Origin of the sequence: Bradyrhizobium campsiandrae, assembly GCF_014529705.1 — a bacterium.
Classification (GTDB): Bacteria; Pseudomonadota; Alphaproteobacteria; order Rhizobiales; family Xanthobacteraceae; genus Bradyrhizobium; species Bradyrhizobium campsiandrae.
In genome coordinates this window covers 79965-98547 of the sequence record NZ_JAANIH010000010.1, presented here as the reverse complement: position 1 = coordinate 98547, position 18583 = coordinate 79965, and the positions used below count along the sequence as shown (strand labels likewise).

Annotated in this window: 19 protein-coding genes and 1 pseudogene; 6 read left to right on the top strand and 14 right to left on the bottom strand. The window is 63.6% G+C overall.

Annotation, left to right across the window (positions count from 1 at the left end; all coding sequences use genetic code 11):
• Window positions 1-88: 88 nt before the first annotated feature.
• The 5 genes from G8O24_RS09780 to G8O24_RS09760 all read left to right on the top strand — a co-directional run bounded on the left by G8O24_RS09780 (window position 89) and on the right by G8O24_RS09760 (window position 3861).
• Window positions 89-1108: an NADP-dependent oxidoreductase gene (locus G8O24_RS09780; RefSeq protein WP_188098715.1), complete on the top strand. Its 1020-nt coding sequence runs from the start codon at window positions 89-91 to the stop codon at window positions 1106-1108.
• Window positions 1109-1460: 352 nt separating this feature from the next.
• Complete coding sequence (locus G8O24_RS09775; protein ID WP_006023665.1) at window positions 1461-1949, top strand: Hsp20 family protein; 489 nt, start codon at window positions 1461-1463, stop codon at window positions 1947-1949.
• 75 nt (window positions 1950-2024) lie between these two features.
• Window positions 2025-2495 (top strand): hypothetical protein, encoded by a 471-nt coding sequence (locus tag G8O24_RS09770; RefSeq protein WP_006023667.1) that lies wholly within the window; start codon window positions 2025-2027, stop codon window positions 2493-2495.
• 556 nt (window positions 2496-3051) lie between these two features.
• Window positions 3052-3513 carry a thermonuclease family protein gene (locus G8O24_RS09765; RefSeq protein WP_006023669.1) on the top strand — a complete coding sequence of 154 codons (462 nt, stop codon included), beginning with the start codon at window positions 3052-3054 and terminating at the stop codon, window positions 3511-3513.
• A gap of 84 nt (window positions 3514-3597) precedes the next feature.
• Window positions 3598-3861 (top strand): WGR domain-containing protein, encoded by a 264-nt coding sequence (locus G8O24_RS09760; protein WP_188098627.1) that lies wholly within the window; start codon window positions 3598-3600, stop codon window positions 3859-3861.
• A 68-nt stretch (window positions 3862-3929) separates the two neighbouring features.
• Here the strand turns inward: G8O24_RS09760 and G8O24_RS09755 are convergent, their stop codons facing one another.
• From G8O24_RS09755 to G8O24_RS09735, 5 genes are all read right to left on the bottom strand, one after another.
• Window positions 3930-4244 (bottom strand): DUF736 domain-containing protein, encoded by a 315-nt coding sequence (locus G8O24_RS09755; RefSeq protein ID WP_006023671.1) that lies wholly within the window; start codon window positions 4242-4244, stop codon window positions 3930-3932.
• Between the two features lie 680 nt (window positions 4245-4924).
• Window positions 4925-5083, bottom strand: coding sequence for a hypothetical protein (locus G8O24_RS09750; protein WP_006023672.1), 159 nt, complete (start codon window positions 5081-5083; stop codon window positions 4925-4927).
• A gap of 319 nt (window positions 5084-5402) precedes the next feature.
• Complete coding sequence (locus G8O24_RS09745) at window positions 5403-5588, bottom strand: hypothetical protein (protein WP_006023673.1); 186 nt, start codon at window positions 5586-5588, stop codon at window positions 5403-5405.
• Window positions 5589-5997: 409 nt separating this feature from the next.
• Complete coding sequence (dinB, locus tag G8O24_RS09740) at window positions 5998-7083, bottom strand: DNA polymerase IV (RefSeq protein WP_006023674.1); 1086 nt, start codon at window positions 7081-7083, stop codon at window positions 5998-6000.
• A 12-nt stretch (window positions 7084-7095) separates the two neighbouring features.
• Window positions 7096-7602: an SOS response-associated peptidase family protein gene (locus G8O24_RS09735; protein WP_024921644.1), complete on the bottom strand. Its 507-nt coding sequence runs from the start codon at window positions 7600-7602 to the stop codon at window positions 7096-7098.
• A gap of 57 nt (window positions 7603-7659) precedes the next feature.
• Here G8O24_RS09735 and G8O24_RS09730 point away from each other — a divergent pair, with 57 nt between their 5' ends.
• Window positions 7660-8250, top strand: coding sequence for an SOS response-associated peptidase family protein (locus G8O24_RS09730; RefSeq protein ID WP_006023676.1), 591 nt, complete (start codon window positions 7660-7662; stop codon window positions 8248-8250).
• 7 nt (window positions 8251-8257) lie between these two features.
• On the opposite strand, the gene xth is transcribed toward G8O24_RS09730, so the two are convergent.
• The 9 genes and pseudogenes from xth to G8O24_RS09685 form a co-directional block, all read right to left on the bottom strand.
• Window positions 8258-9088, bottom strand: a complete 831-nt coding sequence (gene xth, locus G8O24_RS09725; protein ID WP_006023677.1) for an exodeoxyribonuclease III — start codon at window positions 9086-9088, stop codon at window positions 8258-8260.
• A 3-nt stretch (window positions 9089-9091) separates the two neighbouring features.
• A complete protein-coding gene (gene ligD, locus G8O24_RS09720; RefSeq protein WP_202988751.1) occupies window positions 9092-10906 on the bottom strand; it encodes a DNA ligase D in 1815 nt (604 codons plus the stop codon).
• A 140-nt stretch (window positions 10907-11046) separates the two neighbouring features.
• Window positions 11047-11232: a DUF3606 domain-containing protein gene (locus G8O24_RS09715; RefSeq protein ID WP_006023679.1), complete on the bottom strand. Its 186-nt coding sequence runs from the start codon at window positions 11230-11232 to the stop codon at window positions 11047-11049.
• A 127-nt stretch (window positions 11233-11359) separates the two neighbouring features.
• On the bottom strand, window positions 11360-14632 hold the full coding sequence (locus G8O24_RS09710; RefSeq protein ID WP_188098625.1) for an error-prone DNA polymerase: 3273 nt from the start codon (window positions 14630-14632) through the stop codon (window positions 11360-11362).
• Window positions 14629-16152 (bottom strand): Y-family DNA polymerase, encoded by a 1524-nt coding sequence (locus G8O24_RS09705; RefSeq protein WP_188098623.1) that lies wholly within the window; start codon window positions 16150-16152, stop codon window positions 14629-14631. Before G8O24_RS09705 ends, G8O24_RS09710 begins: the two co-directional genes overlap by 4 nt.
• On the bottom strand, window positions 16067-16819 hold the full coding sequence (locus G8O24_RS09700; protein ID WP_024921641.1) for an ImuA family protein: 753 nt from the start codon (window positions 16817-16819) through the stop codon (window positions 16067-16069). Before G8O24_RS09700 ends, G8O24_RS09705 begins: the two co-directional genes overlap by 86 nt.
• A gap of 261 nt (window positions 16820-17080) precedes the next feature.
• On the bottom strand, window positions 17081-17374 hold the full coding sequence (locus G8O24_RS09695) for a type II toxin-antitoxin system RelE/ParE family toxin (RefSeq protein WP_006023691.1): 294 nt from the start codon (window positions 17372-17374) through the stop codon (window positions 17081-17083).
• A complete protein-coding gene (locus G8O24_RS09690) occupies window positions 17371-17676 on the bottom strand; it encodes a type II toxin-antitoxin system RelB/DinJ family antitoxin (RefSeq protein WP_006023692.1) in 306 nt (101 codons plus the stop codon). The genes G8O24_RS09695 and G8O24_RS09690 overlap by 4 nt, the downstream gene beginning before the upstream one ends.
• Before the next feature lie 78 nt (window positions 17677-17754).
• Window positions 17755-18054: pseudogene (locus G8O24_RS09685) on the bottom strand (zincin-like metallopeptidase domain-containing protein); the annotation flags it as partial.
• Window positions 18055-18583 lie beyond the last annotated feature (529 nt).

Sequence of the window (18583 nt, the reverse complement as noted above, 5' to 3'; positions counted from 1 at the left end):
GGCACTATTGAAGCGCCATTGGAGCAGATTATCAATGCCGGGACTGGAATTATATCGCTGTCTGAGCACCGAACGGCGAAAGGAGATTATGATGACCGATACAATGAAGGCGATCCGGCAGCACGCGTTCGGCAGTCCCGAGGTGCTGGTCTATGAGGATGCCCCGAAGCCTGAGTTGAAGCCAGGCGAAGTGCTGGTCCGGGTTCACGCCGTCGGCCTCAATCCACCCGACTGGTATCTGCGTGAGGGCTACAAGATGCTTCCGCCCGAATGGCAGCCGCGGGTGTCGTTCCCGCTCATCCTCGGGACCGACATCTCCGGCGTCGTCGAGGCCGTGGCCGGCGATGTCGAAGGTTTCTCCGTGGGTGACGAGGTCTATTCGATGGTCCGATTTCCCTCGGGCCTCGCTGGCGACAGCAGGGCTTACGCCCAGTATGTCAGCGTGCCGGCTTCCGAAGTCGCGATCAAGCCGGCCGGGATCGACCATGCGCACGCTGCGGGGGCGCCAATGTCGCTGCTCACCGCGTGGCAGTTTCTGGTCGATCTGGGGCACGACGCGCCCAACCCGCTACAACCGTATCCGCATGTGCCGGTACCGTTGGAAGGCAAGACCGTTCTCGTCAATGGAGCGGCTGGCGGCGTCGGACATTTCGCGGTGCAGATCGCCAAGCTGAAAGGCGCCCATGTCATCGCCGTGGCGTCGGGCAAGCACGAGGCGCTTCTGCGCGAACTCGGCGCCGACGCGTTCATCGACTACACCAAGACGCCTCCCGAGGACGTGGCGCATGACGTCGATCTTGTGGTCGACGCCGTGGGCGGACCCGGCACCGGACGGTTTTTGCGCACGCTGAAGCCGGGCGGCGCACTGTTTCCTGTCTTTCCTCTTGGCTTCACCGGCGCGGAGGATGCGAAAAAGCTGGGCGTCACGGTCTCGGCGACTCAGGTCCGGTCGAGTGGCGCGCAGCTGGCGGAGATTGGAAGCTTGCTTGCTGCAGGCACGATCCGGGTCGTCCTCGATAGCACCTATGCCCTTGCCGACGCGCGGCTTGCGCACGAGCGAGCTGCCAAGGGGCACATTCAAGGCAAGATCGTCCTGGCGGTAAAATGACGTCAATCCCAAAGCCGCGCCTTGGGACGGCGCCTGATTCGAGATGGTGGGCGCTTTGATGAGCGAAGCGGCAAGGCCGTCCGGGCTCCCGGCGGGGCTGAGTGTGTCGTTTGTCGAGCCCATTCGGACGGCGGCTCGCCGTCGGAGGGTGTAGTTTACGGCATCCGCTCCGACGTCATCGATCCGGCTGCTTGAACGTAAACATCGTTCAAAAAATCTCGGTTTGCTCTCTTGAACTGAGTTTTTGGTTCTCCCAAATCCTTCTGCGTCGGGGCTTCGGCCCGACCAATAGGCGTCGCAGAGACGCTGTGACGCTGCTTGTAATCCATGTTGCTTTACGGAGGATATGGCTATGAGAAGCTTCGATTATAGGCCCCTTTACCGCTCGACGGTGGGCTTCGATCGCCTTCTCGACATGCTCGATACCAGCGTGCGCTCAGACTGGCCGCCTTACAACATCGAGAAGAAGAGCGACAACGACTACCGCATCACCATGGCAATCGCCGGCTTCAGCCCGGATGAGGTGGAGCTCACCCAGGACGGTCCTGAGCTCATCGTGACGGGACAGAAAAGGCCGAGCCAGGAGAATAGGCAGATTCTTCACCAAGGGTTGGCGATCGGCGATTTCAAACAAGCGTTCAAGCTTGCCGACCACGTCAAGGTCGCCAATGCTACGTTGGAGAATGGCCTGCTGTCGGTCGATCTGGTGCGGGAGATTCCCGAGGAGTTGAAGCCTCGCCGGATCGCCATCGGCTCGACGCGCAGCGCCCCATCGGCGGAAGACAACGGCAAGACGAAGCAGATCAGCCAGGATACGGAGCCGCAGCGCAAAGCTGCCTGAGCCCGTCGACCAAACCTAAACCCTGCGATTTGCCTCCCGATCTATCCGGGTGTCACGAATTGCGGAGAAACGGAGATGACTGAATATAGCAGCTTTTCAAACATTGATCGCCATAAAGCACGCCGCGGCGCTGGACATCCGATATTCCAGCAGCCTGATGACGTTATAAATGATCCGGAGATGAGCCGTGCTGAGAAGCGGGCCCTGTTAGCCTCCTGGGCGTCTGACGCCCGCGCAGTTCCGGGCTCTCCATCGCTGCGTCAGCTAGAGGATGGCTCTATTGTCGAGGTGGACGAGATTCTGCGCGCTCTGAAGGCGCTGGACACATTCGACAGCCTCACGCTTTCGACGAACCCAGCCTTTGGGCTGGGGCATATGCCGCCGGAGCGGCGTCGCCGCTCCGCGCTGAGAAAATGGTCTCGCATCGTATCCCGCCGCCGGCGCGATGACGACGACGATCCGCCGCCTTGTCCCGCTCTGGCCACCATACCGCCAAGAATCGGCGGGGGTGGAGCTTTTGTTCATCCCGAACCTGCGCAGGCATAAGCCAGCGCAGTGGCGATTTTGACCAACCTACCGGCCGCCTAAGGCACGGGCCGCATCCGTCGGTGTCTTGCCGATCCAACGCTGGCCATCGTCGCTGACTTGTCTGGGAAGGCCCCGCCTCACGGCGGGACCTTCTACGTGGCGTCTCAGTCGCGGTTCGGACGAGAGCAGATGACCGAAGGGCTGTCCGGCATTCGACCTCGATAAACGTAGCCCTTCTCGGGCGGCGGGCATCGCGACCCCGATGGGTGCGTACTTGATCGGAGGCGATCGCGCCGTAAGGCCGCCGAAAAGGGGCATCGGCTTGACCTCGGCTTAAATGGTCTCGCGAGAGGATCGTCACCGGACCCGGCGGAGACCGCCTGCGGGCTCCGTGAGCGAAGCGAATAGAGCCGTCCGCCGCAGGCGGCTCGCCAAAATCTTGATCGCCCAAGCCAAGCGCAAGGGCGAATGCCTCCAGGGTCTGACCTGCATGATCGACATTCCAGCAAGGACCCGAGACTAGAGGAGATCGCCGGCTTCGATCGATCAAGGGAGAAGTTTCATAAAGACCGAGATGATGCTGGCCGCGGGAATGCTGCTGGTTGCGGCGACGACGCTCGCCTCGGATCCACCCTTTCGGGCCAGTCCGACACAACGGCCGCTGCCCGCCTCCTATCCGGACAGCCTTGCGGCGACGTTCTCGATATGCGGCGAAGCGCGGCGCGCGACCTGCGTCGTCGACGGCGACACCTTCTGGCATCTGCGGGTCAAGATCCGCATAGCGGATATCGATGCTCCCGAACTGAGCCCGCCGCACTGCGAGACAGAGCGGATGAAGGGAGAGGCGGCCAAGCGCAGACTCCTCGATTTACTCAATGCCGGTCCGTTCTCTCTCGTCGCCGCGGACCGGGACGAAGACCGTTTAGGCTGCAAGCTGCGCGTGGTAAGGCGGGCTGGCCACTCGCTTGGCGCGCCATTGATCGCCGAAGGGCTCGCTCGCCCTTGGGGCGGCCCGCGTCGAAACTGGTGCGACTGACTGATCAGGCTGATGAATCGGTCAGCGCAGATTGATTCATGAAAGGCGTTGGACGCCGCTTCTAAAGGAAGCGAGACTCACGTCATGGCCAACGAGGTTCCTGAACAGCTCCATCTGCATCGCGTCGAGCCGGCCCGAAACATGCGGCGCTTCTACGCGCTCGCGCTTCAACCGACGCTGTTCGGCGGCGCGTCGGTCATCCGGAACTGGGGGCGCATCGGAACCACCGGCCAGTCGATGATGGAGACCTTCGACCAGCCCGAGGAAGCCTCCGTCGCTCTAGGCCAGCTTGAGCGTGCAAAAAGGCGGCGTGGCTATCACGATGTTGGCGCTGCAGATCGCAACTAGCGGCTGCCAGGCGCGACGCGAGCATGGCGAAGGCCCCGCCTCACGGCGGGGCCCGCTCGTCGCCCGGGTCAGTCACGGTTCGGCCGAGACCAGATCAGCTGCAGGCCTTCCTCGCCTTCGACCTCGACCAGGGTCGCGTAGATCGGGGCGGGGAAGCTCGGATCGTCGAGCTTGACCGAGAGGTAGTCGCGGTCCGTCTGGTCGGAGTGCTTCTGCCAAGCGGCGCCGAGCTCGGCATTCGCTGCGGCGAAGATGCGGAAGTGCGGGCCCTTGTCGGAGGGGTTTTCGATGCGGACCAGCCGAGCTTTGACGTTCAAGGTCAGGGTGCGGATGGTGCCCGTGAAGCCGTTGCCGTTCGAGGTGAAGGTGCCGATGTTAGCCATTGTCTCGTTCCCTTGTTTCAGGGCCGCGCCCATCGCGACCCGATGGCGGTCGTGAGGCCGGAGGCGATCGACCCGCACCCGAAGGGCTGCAACGCAGTGGAAGGCGGCCGGAGACGGCTTTTTTGTCTCGCGATGCAAAGCCGAAGGCGGCGGAAAAAAGTCGTCGCAGGACGTTGCGGGGACAAGATCGAGAGGACGCTTGCGTGCTCGTCCTTCGGTCAGACCAGGCCAATCGGGCTCGTGTTGGGGGTGGCTTTCGCAAACACCTCGGGAATGATGACAGGCTCACATATCGACACCGTTATCGCATTCGACGGCAACATCACGGTGCACTTGCCCCTTCAGGCCGGCGTCGATCGCGCCGACCGCAACCGTCTCCGGCAAGGGCTCCGCGACCACCCGCCTTCGCGCGAATATCGCGGCACCGCGGCCGCCCGGCGCGCGATGTCCGGTTCGCACGATTTCTCGGCCGTCCCACTCGACAATCCAGACTCCACACCCACAACACCTGACATGCTGGCCGGATGGCGAAGGCTGGCTCCTGCGTGTCGCTCTGACCCGCCACCTCTACACTTAATCGACGACGGGTCCGCCGAGAGGCGGGGCCTTCACCCGAGAGACGGAAGCGCTTCCTTCCGGATGCGGCAACACCCGGTGCCAACGCCGACACAATAAGGAGCCTAAGTCACCTCCGCTTCGCGCTGCCGATGGTCGGCTTCGGTGAGCGCCTGAACAAGCCGCAGCTGCGTTTCGCGGCGCTCCCTGCGCGTCAGGATGCAATGCGCAAGCTCAGCGCGGAGTTCTGCGATTTCGGCGTAGATGTCACGAATGTCTTCCATATGAACCTCCTTCGTCTCGATGACGGAGGCACGCACCAGGTGTTGGAGGGACGGGTCAGGGATCGCGAGGCGACCGGCAGAGCCGGCGCGCGGGGGTGCCGATTTTCTGACGGCGCCCAACGGGCAGCGGCGGAAAATTGGGGGCAACCGCGCGTCCTTGACGCGGCCCGACTGCCGGTATGATCGGCCATCAATGAGAGAGAGATGGCCGTGGCTCGACGTTATGGCTGGCCCATTCTTTCTTGGTTCTGCAGCGCGCTGCGGGATCGGCTCTGCCGATAGTCGAGGCACCGCGCTGCTCGGCGCCAGCGCAACCGGCTCAGTGAGCCGGGCCGCGCTCGTAGGGGTCGAATTCGTGGATCAGTTCGAGATCGTCGGCGTCGTCGAGCTCGTCGGAGGGGAGGGCACCATAGGCATCGCCGGATTTGAAGAGCGTCACCGGGACCATGAGGGTGCGGGCAAGCTGGAACGCGTGATTCTGGGCAAGTGAAAGATCGTGCGACATCTCGAAGGCTCCATCCGGAGCGGGCCAATTCCCGCTCGATGGCTCCTCGATGGACCGCCTCCGGTCGCGATCACCGCGAAGGCGCAGCCGCAGTGGCGGCAGCTTGCTAGCCGACCCCTTGTGGGTTGATCGTGGAAGATCCGGAGGAGGGCCAGGACGCCATCGCTGAAGAGCGGGATTGGTTCGCGGCGGGCAAGACGACCTGTGTGCTACGTCCTTTTCCCTCGCCGGAAGCTGCTGGGAACGCCGCGGCTTCCCGCGATGGGCCGCCGTCACACTCCGCAGCAATCGCCGATCCAGATCGTCCCCGGCCGGCAGGCGGGCTGCCGATCCCAACCGGGACCGCGCGGCCAACGGCCACGCTCTCCCTCCGGAAGCGTTTCAGCCGGCGCTTTCGCGCCTTCGCACTTTAGAGCAGCGCGAGTTGCCCTTCAGAGATTTCGGCCGCGTCTTCGAGCGAGGAGACCGTGACGCCGACGAGCCGGATTCCCTTCTCGACCGGGAACAAGGGATCGAGCAGCGCCCGCGATAGCTCGTCGACTTGCGCCGCGCTTTGAAACGGCTGCGAGACGGTGCGGCTTCGCGTTATCCGCTGGAAGTCGGCGTACTTCACCTTCAGCGTCACCGTGCGCGCCCGCAGTTGCTTCGCTTCGCAGAGACGCCAAACCTTCGCGACAAGAGCGCTGATTTCAGAATACACGCTCGCGCTGTCGAACAGGTCGGTGTGAAAAGTGTCTTCCGCGCCGATCGATTTGCGCGGCCGATCGGGCTCGACGGGCCGATTGTCGATTCCACGGGCAATTCGATAGTACCAGCCTCCCGCTTTTCCGAAGTGTTGCTGCAGGAAGGCCAGCGGTTTCGCCTTGAGATCAGCGCCGGTGTGAATGCCAAGCCGGCCCATCTTCTCCGCCGTCGCAGGCCCGACGCCGTGGAATTTCTTCACCGCGAGCGCCTCGACGAAAGATGGGCCTTTGCTGGGTGTGATAACGGCCTGGCCGTTCGGCTTGTTGAGGTCGCTCGCCATCTTCGCAAGGAATTTGCAATATGAAATGCCGGCGGAGGCATTGAGGCCCGTGACCTCCTTGATGCGCGCGCGGACGATGGTCGCGATTTCGCTCGCGATCGGAATGCCGTGCTTGTTCTCCGACACGTCCAGATAGGCTTCGTCGAGTGAGAGCGGCTCGATCAGATCGGTATGTTCGGCGAAGATCTCGCGGATCTGCGCCGACACCGCACGGTACACATCGAATCTTGGTGGCACGAAGATGAGGTCGGGACACCGGCGCTTGGCCGTGATCGATGCCATCGCCGAGCGAACACCGAAAGCACGCGCTTCGTAGCTCGCTGCCGCGACGACGCCACGCGCCTCCGACCCGCCGACGGCAACGGGTCGTCCGCGCAAGTGCGGATCGTCACGCTGTTCGACCGACGCATAAAAGGCGTCCATGTCCACATGGATAATCTTGCGCTGGATGATGTCCGACTCCGTTGCCACGGCACAACGTCGTCAAAGCGCGAGCATGGATTGGTCGCGGGCGTAGTGAAAACGAGAGACACGAAAGCTTCCGGCCGGCAGGGGACACAAGATGTCCGCCTCGGGGCGCATGGCATCGAGCCAGCCCATACGCTCATTTCGACGTAGCACCGCCATCTGGCGGTCGTGATAGGGCGCGATATCGCCGTTCGATTCGATGGTGATGATCGCATAGGCCTCGGGCCAGTCGCGCGTCGCCGGCCGCCAAATTCCGGCAAAATAAAACCAGTCACCATTCGCAAGCCTGAAGCTGTAGTCTTTACCATTGCTACGATGGCGAAACTCGGTGGCCGGGACGAGGCAACGATGATTGGGAAAGGTTCGCCCCTCGCCGCGTACGACGGTGCAGGGGCGTGCGCCGGTCTCGCCCGGCTTCAGGCCCCACGGCAGTTCGACCATCTCGACCTCGTCGCCGGAGCGTCGAACGATGACGCGGCGTTCGTCGAGTGGTGCATCAGAATTGAAGGCCTTCACGGTCATGGCATTTTAGAACATAATAGGAACACCACGCCAGTGCAATGCCAGGAAAGGGGAGCGATGTGCAATGACTATCGGCTGATGGTGGATGTCGCCTCGATCGTCGAGGACTTCGCCGATCTCAAGATCAAAATCCGGTTCAGCGAAGGCTCGCCGAACATCGAGGCTCGCGAAGATATTAAAATCACCGACATGGGTCCGATCATCCGCCCGGTCGAAGGCGCGAGCGACGAAGCCGACCTGGTGCAGCGCCGGTGGAGCTGGCCCGGCCAGAACAAGCGGCCGGTCTATAATTTCCGCTCGGATGGTCGCGAGTTCACCAGCAACCGCTGTCTCATTGTTGCGGATGGGTTCTACGAGTTTACTGATCCGGCGGAAAAGGGAAAGAAGAAGAAGGACAAATGGCTTTTCACGAAGCGCGACGAGGCGATCTTCTGCATCGCTGGAATCTGGCGTGACACCAAGGATGTCGGAGAGGCCTACACGATGCTGACGATGGAGCCGGGGCCCGATATCAAGCCCTACCACGATCGGCAGATCGTCATTCTTGAACGCTCCGCGTGGGCTGACTGGCTCAATCCCGCGATCTCGGCGAAGTCGCTGATCAAGCCGCTGCCTGCGGGGACATTGTCTGTCGCACAGGTTGGTTGACGACGCCTCAAGCGCGGACGGGCGTCACGCGCCGACGGGGCGCTGCGCGCCTCGCGGATGTCGTCGCATCCGCAAGCTCGATCCAGACGGGGGCGTGATCGCTGCTCTTTTCCCATCCGCGTACCGCAACGTCGACCTGAGCGTCGACGAGGCGTTCGGCAAGCGGCGGGCTGAGCAGCAGATGATCGATGCGCAGCCCGGCATTTCGTGCAAACGCATTTCGAAAATAATCCCAGAAGGTGTAGATGGCCTCGTCGGGATGGAGCGTACGGAGCGCGTCGGTCCAACCTTGTTCGAGTAGCCGGAAATAGGCTGCGCGCGCTTCGGGAGCGAAGAGAGCGTCGTCGAGCCAGCGCTCGGGCTTGTAGACGTCGAGATCGGTCGGCATCACGTTGAAGTCGCCTGCGAGCATCACCGGCTGGCCCGTGGCGAGAAGTTCGCCGGCATGCGCGATCAACCGGTCGAACCAGCGAAGTTTGTAATCGAATTTCGGACCGGGCTTTGGATTGCCATTCGGCAGATAGAGTCCGCCGATCAGGATGCCGTTGACGGCTGCCTCGATATAGCGGCTGTGGCTGTCGTCGGGATCGCCGGGAAGGCCGCGGCGGGTTTCGTGGATCTGTCCGACGCGGCTGAGAATGGCGACGCCATTCCAGCTCTTCTGCCCCTGCCAGATCGCGTCGTAGCCGAGATCGCGGATCGGTTTGTCCGGAAATTTCTCCTGCGGCGCCTTCAGCTCTTGGAGGCAGACGATATCGGGTTGCGATTGTGCGAGCCATCGCAGGAGAACGGGGAGGCGGCCATTGATGCCATTGACGTTGTAGGTCGCGATTTTCATGGATTAGATATCGGGCAAAACTTGTTCGGCACGGCCCCAGCCTGCCAGGGTTTTGGAGCTCGTGCGGCGCACCAGCTCCGGTGCATCGCCGATGTGAAAATGCGCCGGCGAGTCGATGGTCTTCATCTCGCCCCAGCTTATCGGCGCGGCAACCGAGGCGCCGGCGCGCGTGCGGGCGCTGTAGGGCATGACCGCTGTCGCGCCGCGCTGGTTGCGCAGATAGTCGACGAAGATGCGCCCCTTGCGCCGGGACTTTGCAAGCGCCGCAGTGAAATGCTTCGGATCGTTCTGCGCGACCGCCTGCGCGAGGCGATAGGCGAAGTCCTTGACTTGCGGCCATTCGGCTTTCGGCGTGAGCGGCGCGATGACATGCACGCCCTTGCCGCCGGTCACCATCGGAAACGTCTCGAGGCCCATCGATTTCAGGATGTCGCGGAATTGGAAGGCAGCCTCGCGAACCGCCTCAAAATCGAGCCCTTCATCGGGGTCGAGATCGAAGATCAGCCGATCCGCCTTCTCGACATCTTCGATACGCGCGCCCCAGCCATGGAATTCGATCGTTCCCATCTGCACGCAGGTCATGAGCCCATCGGCATCGTCGATATAGAGATAGGGCTCTTCGTGGCCATCCTTCTCGACAATCCCAATGTGGTGAACCGTCTCGCCGAAGCTTCCGGCATCGTGCTTCTGGAAGAAGCATTGCTTTGCGCGGCCCTGTGGGCAGCGGACAAGGCTGATCGGCCGGCTGCCGATCCAGGGCAGCATGATCTCGGCGACAGCCGCATAGTGGTCGGCGAGCTGGCCTTTGGTGATATTGGCTTCCGGATAAATGACGCGGTCGCGGCTTGTGATGACGACCGTGCTTGTCGCCGGCGCCGGCAGTTCGGCGGCGTGATGCTCAGTCTCGAGCACGACGGCCTCGGGCTTCTTGTCCTCGCGCAGCCCGAGATAGCTGGGGTGCCGAAGCGTTCCCTCGTTGGTCATCTCGGTATAGGCGATCTCGGCCACGAGCCTCGGCCGCAGCCAATGCGCGCCGCGGACCTCGGCGCGTGGTGCCTCGACCGTCGCTGCCTTCTGTTCGAGTGGCGCCATGATCTTCATCAGGCGCGCGAGTTCGGCCGTATCGAAGCCCGTGCCGACCTTTCCGGCGTAGCGGAGCGTGCCGCCGTCATGGACGGCGAGAATGAGCGACCGGAAGGCGCGGCTCTTGTCGGACGGCGTCCAGCCGGCGATGACGAATTCCTGCCGCTTGATGCATTTGGTTTTCACCCAGCTGCCGGCGCGTGCGCCGACATATCGCGAGTTGGCGAGCTTAGAGACGACACCCTCGAGCCCGGCCGCACAAAAGCTCTTGAGCAGTCTCTCGCCGTTTCCCTGGATATGATCCGAGTAGCGGATGTGGGTGCCCTTCGCGGGAAGAATGTCCTTGAGCTTGGCTTTTCGCTTGAGAAGGGGAAGGCTGGTGAGATCATCCCCATTGAGTTCGAGCAGATCGAACGCGAAATAGTCGATGCTCGCCGGCGCGCCCTTCAGCGCGCCCTGCAGCTTCTGGAAATTCGAGCGCCCCTCGGGATCGAGCACGACCGCCTCGCCGTCAATCAGAGCAGAGCGGACCTTGAGCTTACGGGCATCGGAGAGAATCGAGGGAAAGCGGCCGGACCAGTCGAGGCCCGAACGGGTATAGGCACGCGCCTCGCCCCCGCCGACGGCGACGAGCGTGCGATAGCCGTCATATTTCATCTCGTGAATCCAGCGGTCGCCGGCCGGGACCGCGTCGACCAGCGTAGCGAGCTGAACGGGACGGAATGCCGGCGCCACCGCGGATGTTCGCGCCGACGAAGACTTCGTCTCGCGTGCGGTCGATCTTGCTTTTGTTTTGGGCGTCGTCGCCATAATCGAACGACCTGTCCTTTGATCGCGTAACTGTCCTGGATGAACAGCCTTTCGCCGCGCTGCGTTTATTTCTTCAGCTTTTCGGCGGCTGCGTTGAGTTTGTTGCGATCATTGCCGATCCGCTTGATCAGGCCCTCGGCTTGGTCCTTCGTGATGCCGTGCTTTTTGGCGAAATAACTGACTTCGTACCCTTCGCCGCCGGCGACGCGCCGACGGTCGGCATTGCCTCGTTTCGATTTGTCGTCGGCCATTTGCATCTCCCTGGGGCTGGATCGGTCCGTTGCGTTGATTTCCGATCCTTATGGTAATTGCAGCGGTATTGTTGATCGGCCCTCGAATGCTTTCAACTGTGAAACGGATTTAGTTTCGCGGCCGCCGCTAGTGGAAATTTCGCGTTTTCACCTTGATGGTGTCGATATGGAGGTCTGGCACATAGATGTCGCGCGTTCGCACCGCCCTCGGCGCCCGCTCGCGTGGATCGGGGGCCGAACCGCCGTTGCGGACCTGATCGCCGCGACCGTAAGGCAGCGGAAAGCTGGCCTCGCGCTCGCCGACGCTGGCCAGCTCGCCCGACAGGTCGACGATCCGCTGCGCGACCAGATGAACCACGTCGCCCTCGCGCTGGATGCGGCCGTGCACGGCGATCATGCTCGCCGCCATGATGGCGCGGCGATTGGTTTCGAAGACCTTCGGCCAGACGACGAGGTTGGCAATGCCTGTCTCGTCCTCCAATGTGATGAACATCACGCCCTTCGCTGACCCGGGCCGCTGGCGGACCAGGACGATGCCGGCTGCTTCGAGCCGGCGGCCGTCGCGCGATTCCATCGCCTCCGCGCAGGAGACGATGCGCCGACGATGCAGGTCGCTGCGAAGAAACGAGACCGGGTGACTGCGCAATGACAAGCCGACATGCCGGTAGTCTTCGACGACTTCGCCGCCCGTTTTCATCGATTGCAGCGCCACCGCGGGTTCGTTGAGCTCGGCGCTCGATCCGTGATCGCGCGCCGCGGCGGCCACGAATAACGGCAAAGGTTCGTCCCTGAGAGCCTTGATCGCCCACAGCGCCTCGCGCCGGGCGAGACCGAGGGCCGGCCGAAATGCATCTGCCTCGGCCAGGAGAACGAGTGCGGCTTGCGGCACGTCGGAGCGGCGCCAGAGGTCGTCGACCGAGGCGAAGGGTTTATCGGTGCGGGCCGCGAGGATCCGGGCGGCGTGGCCATTGGCGAGACCGCGAACCATCCGCAGGCCGAGCCTGACCGCAAAGCGGCTTTCGTCGCGGGTTGGCTCCAGCGTGCAATCCCAGCGCGAGGCCGTGACGCAGACCGGCCGTACCTCGATGCCATGCCCGATCGCGTCTCTTACGATCTGCGCCGGCGCATAAAAACCCATGGGCTGGCTGTTGAGCAAAGCCGCGCAGAAGACATCCGGATGCCAGCATTTCAGCCAGGCGCTCGCATAGGCGATCAACGCGAACGAAGCTGCATGACTTTCCGGGAATCCATACGAACCGAACCCTTCCAATTGGCGAAACGTCTGCTCAGCGAAATCGCGCTCGTATCCGTTGGCGACCATGCCGTCGATCAGTTTGGTCCTGAACGATGAGACCCCGCCCGTGAACTTGAACGTGGCCATCGATTTGCGCAGCATATCGGCTTCGCCGGGCGTGAAGCCCGCGCAGGTGATCGCCACCCGCATCGCTTGCTCTTGAAACAGGGGCACGCCCAAGGTTTTTCCGAGCACCTGTTCGAGCTCGGGCTTGGGATAATGGACGGGCTCGCGTCCTTCGCGGCGGCGAAGATAGGGATGGACCATATCGCCTTGGATCGGGCCAGGCCGAACGATCGCCACCTGGACGACAAGGTCGTAATAGGTTCGCGGCTTTAGGCGCGGAAGCATCGACATCTGCGCACGGCTTTCGATCTGAAACGTCCCGAGCGTATCGGCCTTCCTGATCATGGCGTAGGTACGAGGATCCTCGGCAGGAATCGTCGCAAGGTCGAGCTCGACGCCCTTGTGGTGCGCGAGCAGATCGAGACCCTTCTTCATGCAGGTGAGCATGCCCAAGGCGAGGACGTCGACCTTCATAAATCGCAACGCGTCGATATCGTCCTTGTCCCACTCGATGACCTGCCGGTCCTTCATGCTCGCCGGTTCGATCGGCACGAGATCGTCGAGCCGATCGTGGGTCAAGACAAAGCCGCCGGGGTGCTGTGAGAGATGTCGTGGCGCGCCCATGAGCTGGCGCGCGAGATCGAGCGTCAATCGCAGCCGTCGATCGGCAAGATTGAGGTTGAGCTCCTCGACATGGCGATTTTCAACGCCTTCCTCGGACCAGCCCCAAACCTGGCCGGAGAGCGACGAAATCAGATCTTCGGGCAGGCCGAGCGCCTTGCCGACATCGCGCAATGCGCCTTTCGTGCGATAACGGATCACGGTCGAGCACAGAGCGGCATGATCGCGGCCGTAGGTCTCGAACACCCACTGCATGACGATCTCTCGCCTTTCGTGTTCAAAATCGACGTCGATGTCGGGCGGCTCGCGGCGCTCTTCGCTGACGAAGCGCTCGAACAACAGGTCGTTGCGTCCGGGATCGATCGAGGTGATGCCGAGAACGTAGCAGACGGCGGAATTCGCGGCCGAGCCGCGTCCCTGGCACAGGATGTCGCGTGAGCGCGCGAACCTGACGATGCTGTTAACCGTCAGGAAATACGGCGCGTAGTCGAGTTTGTTGATGAGGCGCAGCTCGTGCTGGAGGACAGCGCGCACCTCGTCGGGCAGCCCTTCGGGATAGCGCGTCGCCGCGCCCTCCCAGGTGAGCTTTTCAAGCGTCTCCTGCGGCGAGAGCGAAGGATCGTCGCGCTCCTCCGGATATTGATAGGCGAGCTCGTCGAGCGAAAAACGGCAGCGATCGGCGATTTCAAGCGTGCGCGCCAAAGCGTCGGAGTAACGCGTGAAGAGGCGATGCATCTCCTCGGGCGGCTTGAGAAAGCGATCGGCATGCCGCTCGCGCCGATCGCCGAGCGCGTCGATCGTGACGTTGTGCCGGATGCATGTGACAACGTCCTGCAGGATCCGGCGATCGGGCGCGTGGAAGAGGACGTCATTGGTCACGACGGTTCGGACCTTCGCGGCCGCAGCGGCGTTCGAGAGCGCGTGAAGCCGCAGTTGATCGTTCGGCCGGCGCCGGAGCGTGAGCGCCATATAGGCGCGATCGGCGAATGCGTCGTGCAGCTGGCGCAGGTGCAATCGGCAATCATCATCGGCCGTGTCCGGCACGAGCACCACGATGAGGCCCTCGCCGTAAGCAACGACATCGGCCCATCCGAGGCTGCACTTGCCCTTGCCGGCGCGTCGCTTGCCTAGCGAGAGCAATCGGCAGAGCCGCGAATAAGCGGACCGGTCGCTCGGATAGACCAAGAGCGACATGCCGTCGGAGAGATCGAGGCGGCAGCCGACGATCAGGCGCACGCCGGTTGCCTTCGAAGCTTCGTGTGCGCGCACGATGCCGGCGAGGCTGTTGCGGTCGACGATCGCGAGCGCCTCGATGCCCTGCACCGCCGCCTGGGCGAAGAGCTCGTCGGCCGAGGAGGCTCCGCGCAGGAAGCTGAAGTGCGATGTCGTTTGCAACTCGACATAGCGATGGGTGCTCATCCGAACACCCCGTGCATGAACCAGCGATGCGATCCGGTCGCAGCGTCTTCGCCGTCGCCGGCGCGATACACCCAATATCGCTCGCCGGCCTCGTCCTCGAGCCGGAAATAGTCGCGCACCGCGACGAGTTCGGCATCACGCTTCCACCATTCGCCGAACACGCGCTCGGGCCCGTCGGCCCGTCGCACACGGCGGCGGATACCACGCCAGGTAAAAGTGACCGGCGGATGGTCGGGCAAGAGCGCGACGGTCTCAATCGGCTCGGGGCGCGGCAGCAGGCGGGCCGGTCGCGGCCAATGGCCCGGCCAGGTGGCGCCGGTATCGGGCGCCATCGCAGGAATTCGAGCGACGGCCCGCTCGGGCACGTCGCTCGATAGCGGCGCCGCGCGGTAGATGGCGCGCTCACCGACGCGGTTGGCCAGCGTGTCGATCAGGTCAGACACATCGGGGATGGCCTCTTCGATGAGCGCGCTGACGGTCTGCTTGCGGACCAATGGTTCGGCGATGCTTGCGACGAGGGTCAGGACTTCAATGCCGAAGCCGGGATCGATCGTCTCGATCCTGTCGCACAAGAGGCGGGTGAGGCGCTTCGCGTCGCGAACGGGCACAGCCATGCCGACGCGGATTGCCTGGCGCTGGTTGTCGACGCGCCGCAGATGAAGATCTAGCCGTCGCGCACCGAGGTCGATTTCCTCAAGGCGTTCGCACAGCGCGACGACGAGCTTGCTGATGTAACGCGCGATGGTCTCGGCGGCGCCGATCGGTTCGGCAAAACTGCGCCGGACCTCGATGAGATCGGCCGGCCGAACCGGATCGATCGGCTCCGCCGCCGCGCCGATCGCCTGATCGAGCCGCAGCCCGAGCTCGGGACCGAAACGAAGCGTCAGCGGCGCACGCGGCTGCAATAGGAGGTCCCCGATCCACTCGAAGCCGAGCACACGCAGATCGTGGGTCGTGGCGGCGGGCAGGCGCAGCGCTTCCAGCGGCAACGGCGAGACCGTCGCCGGCCCATGCCCGGGTGCTGCCACGAAAGCTGGCTGCGCGAGATAGCGGGCGAAGGCGTGCGCGGCGCCCCAGCTGTCGGCGACGGCGGCCCGCGCGGCGATGCCGGACATGGCAAGGCGCCCGACGAGCGCATCGAGCATCGCCTCTTCACCGCCATGGAGATGGTCGGCGCCCGTGGTGTCGATCACGATGCCGTCGTCGCCATCCACCGCGACGATGGGGGCAAAGCGTTGCAGCACCCATAAGGCGAGGCGCTCGAGCGCCTCGAAATCTGCGACCGGATCGGCATCCTGGATGAGCAAGTCCCGTACGAGGACCTGCGCCTTCGCGACCGCCATGCCAGGCCGCAGGCCGGCCGCTCGCGCGGCGGCATCCGCCGACACCACCACGCGCCGGCTTCCTTCCCGGCCGATCAGGATGAGCGGGGCCTCAAGCGGAGGCGCCGCGTCGCCGCCCTTCCGCCGCAGCCGGTCGGTCGACCAGCTCGGCAGGAAGAGCGAGGCAACCCGTGTCATCGCAAGCCTCCAACTCGAAATCTGCACTCTCGCCCGCGCGGGCGCGGATCAATTCGACGAGCCATCGATGACGGCCCACACCGGGAACCGGAAGCGGCGACGAGGGCAACACCGAAATTCTCCAGCGCGTCATGGCTGCGGTCGGTTGCCCGAAATCGGCTGCCTCGGTCTGGCGCCGCCAGCGCCGGAGCGCGATACCGATCGTACCGGCTCCTTCAGCGGCGAGTTGGAGTCGCCGTGACGCAGTCATCGAGAGACGCGCGACCTCGCCAACGACGGCGCCCAGTCCGCCATGACGAAGACCCTCCTCCATGCAGGCGAGAAGCGACTTGTCGTCACCCGCCTCGACGTAGATCACCCTGTCGGGCGGCAAACCTGCCTGGGCAAGTGCGGGCGCGAAAAGGTCTGGGCGCGTGATACACCACAGGACCTTGCCTTTCGTCCGCGCTGCGACGCCGCCGGCGAAGAGGGCTGCGGCCGCGCCGTCAACGGCGCCGAATCCGCCGCCCGCCACCTCGTGCAGAGCGCCGAGTGCCAGCCCTCCGCCGGGAAGTCGTGAGTCCACCTCGGCGATTCCGAATGGAAGCACCGATTTCGCGCGCGGGGTTCGACCCTCGATCTTCTCGATTTGCGCGCGCAACGACTCTATGGCGGGCTGCGGCCGCACGTTGATCCTTGACCTCCTGCGATGGCTCTTGCATCATGTTCTCTATTTGTTCTGTGTTGTTGGGGCGAGAGTCAAGAGCGGTTGAGCGAATCGCGTCTGAGGTGAGGCGATCGGGACGCGAGAAGGGCTTTGCCTTTGCGGGCGGGGCTGAGAAAATCGCCGGTGTTCGTTCATCCAGAAGCATGATGTCGCCGCGGCTGCCCTACGATCTGCCTCGCAGCCTCCAACTGCCACCCCAGAAAAAGGGGTGATGATGCCGGCTCAGCCTTGCGGCAGCTCATCCGGCCATCTTTGGGCGCCGTGCAGGACGCGCAGAATTCGGATCGTCTCAGCGGTCACGGCGTAGGCTGCCACATAGGGCGTGCCGGTGATGACGAGCTCGCGCGTGCCGGCGACGCGGCCGGGACGGCCGCTCTCCGGAAAGTCGACCAAGCGGCGCGCTGCGGTGGCGATCCGCTCGTCGACGGCGATCGCCGCGCGCGGATTGTCCGCTTCGATATGGGTGAAGATGCCGTCGCGATCGGCGAGCGCGAAGGCCGACCAGACGAGTTTCACGATCCGCCGGCGGCCTTGCGCCGGGCGTCCGCGCGGCGCGCGGCGAAATGGGTCTCGGCCTGCTCGTCAGGCACGTCGGGGCGCGTATCCTGCAGCGCATCCTGCACCTTCATCCGGAACCAGGCGTCATGCGCCTCGCTGTTGGTGACGAGTTCCAGCGGAAGCGCGCCTTCATTGGCGGTTCGGGTGAGCAGGATGCGCACGGCGTCCGACACCGTGAGCCCTATGCCCTCGAGCACGGCGGACGCGCGGTCTCGTACGTCAGCGTCGATTCGGGTCTGGACAAGCGCATTTGTGGCCATGATCGCCTCCTTTCCAAGGAAATGTAATGCAATTGAATGACGAATGCCAGCCCCAGTCAAAGGCTGGATCGGAGAGCATCAGGCCGCCTCCGGCACAGTCACCGCCTGCGGCTGCAGACCATGCAAATAGGCGCAGGCCCGCTGCGCGTGCGCGGCGGCCGAGAAGATGAAGCGCCTGTCGTTGGCGAGGACCGCGAGCCAGGATGCGAGGTAGCTCGCATGATCGGCGCGCGGCTCAAGCTCGGGGACGATACCGAGATCGGCGCTGACGAAGCAAGCGCCCAGATCCGCGATCAGCTCTTCGCGAGCGCGTTCACTGCGGTCGCTATGATAGCGCGAGAGATCCCGGTTGAGCCGGTGCTCCGCGCCTGCCCAGTGACCGTTATGCCGATATCGGCATAAGGTTCATTATGCCGTAAGATGGATTATGCCGCATGGCCGAGTTCGGCGGCTGCTGCGTCTGCTGTCGGCCATGCGGCAGTTCGGCATAATCAGAGCGCTTTGAAGAAGGCGAGTATGGGGTGGCAAGCTGCCCGACCGCTTCTGGGCGCCCAAGCCGGGAAAGCGGCCGTTCAGCAGGCTACTGTACTTTGACCGCAATGCGCCACCTTTCCGGCCGTTCGACTGCCGCTTGCGGCGTCCCGAAAGCCGACATTGCTCACGGCGTAGCCAAGCGCAAGCCGATTACTTCGGCGTATATGTTCGAATCCCACCCGGTCCGCCACTTTGGTAAAAACCGGGAACGCCGATTCCCGCCGACTTTCCTCCTTTGGTGGCTACCGGCGTCCTCAATAGGGTGTTTTTTGCTGCCCTCGATGTAGATCGCGTCGTCCGCGATCTCGGCGTGTTGGGCGAAGGCGCGGACATGTTCCCGCCGATAGCCGCCCTTTCCAAGCCGGAGGCGAGT

Coding starts and splice junctions, on each gene's coding strand:
- G8O24_RS09710 (WP_188098625.1), bottom strand. CDS start 14,632: ATGAGCACCCATCGCTATGTCGAGTTGCAAACGACATCGCACTTCAGC.
- G8O24_RS09715 (WP_006023679.1), bottom strand. CDS start 11,232: ATGGCCGACGACAAATCGAAACGAGGCAATGCCGACCGTCGGCGCGTC.
- G8O24_RS09735 (WP_024921644.1), bottom strand. CDS start 7,602: ATGACCGTGAAGGCCTTCAATTCTGATGCACCACTCGACGAACGCCGC.
- xth (WP_006023677.1), bottom strand. CDS start 9,088: ATGAAAATCGCGACCTACAACGTCAATGGCATCAATGGCCGCCTCCCC.
- G8O24_RS09770 (WP_006023667.1), top strand. CDS start 2,025: ATGACTGAATATAGCAGCTTTTCAAACATTGATCGCCATAAAGCACGC.
- G8O24_RS09730 (WP_006023676.1), top strand. CDS start 7,660: ATGTGCAATGACTATCGGCTGATGGTGGATGTCGCCTCGATCGTCGAG.
- G8O24_RS09690 (WP_006023692.1), bottom strand. CDS start 17,676: ATGGCCACAAATGCGCTTGTCCAGACCCGAATCGACGCTGACGTACGA.
- G8O24_RS09760 (WP_188098627.1), top strand. CDS start 3,598: ATGGCCAACGAGGTTCCTGAACAGCTCCATCTGCATCGCGTCGAGCCG.
- G8O24_RS09755 (WP_006023671.1), bottom strand. CDS start 4,244: ATGGCTAACATCGGCACCTTCACCTCGAACGGCAACGGCTTCACGGGC.
- G8O24_RS09750 (WP_006023672.1), bottom strand. CDS start 5,083: ATGGAAGACATTCGTGACATCTACGCCGAAATCGCAGAACTCCGCGCT.
- G8O24_RS09705 (WP_188098623.1), bottom strand. CDS start 16,152: ATGACACGGGTTGCCTCGCTCTTCCTGCCGAGCTGGTCGACCGACCGG.
- G8O24_RS09780 (WP_188098715.1), top strand. CDS start 89: ATGATGACCGATACAATGAAGGCGATCCGGCAGCACGCGTTCGGCAGT.
- G8O24_RS09745 (WP_006023673.1), bottom strand. CDS start 5,588: ATGTCGCACGATCTTTCACTTGCCCAGAATCACGCGTTCCAGCTTGCC.
- G8O24_RS09765 (WP_006023669.1), top strand. CDS start 3,052: ATGATGCTGGCCGCGGGAATGCTGCTGGTTGCGGCGACGACGCTCGCC.
- G8O24_RS09775 (WP_006023665.1), top strand. CDS start 1,461: ATGAGAAGCTTCGATTATAGGCCCCTTTACCGCTCGACGGTGGGCTTC.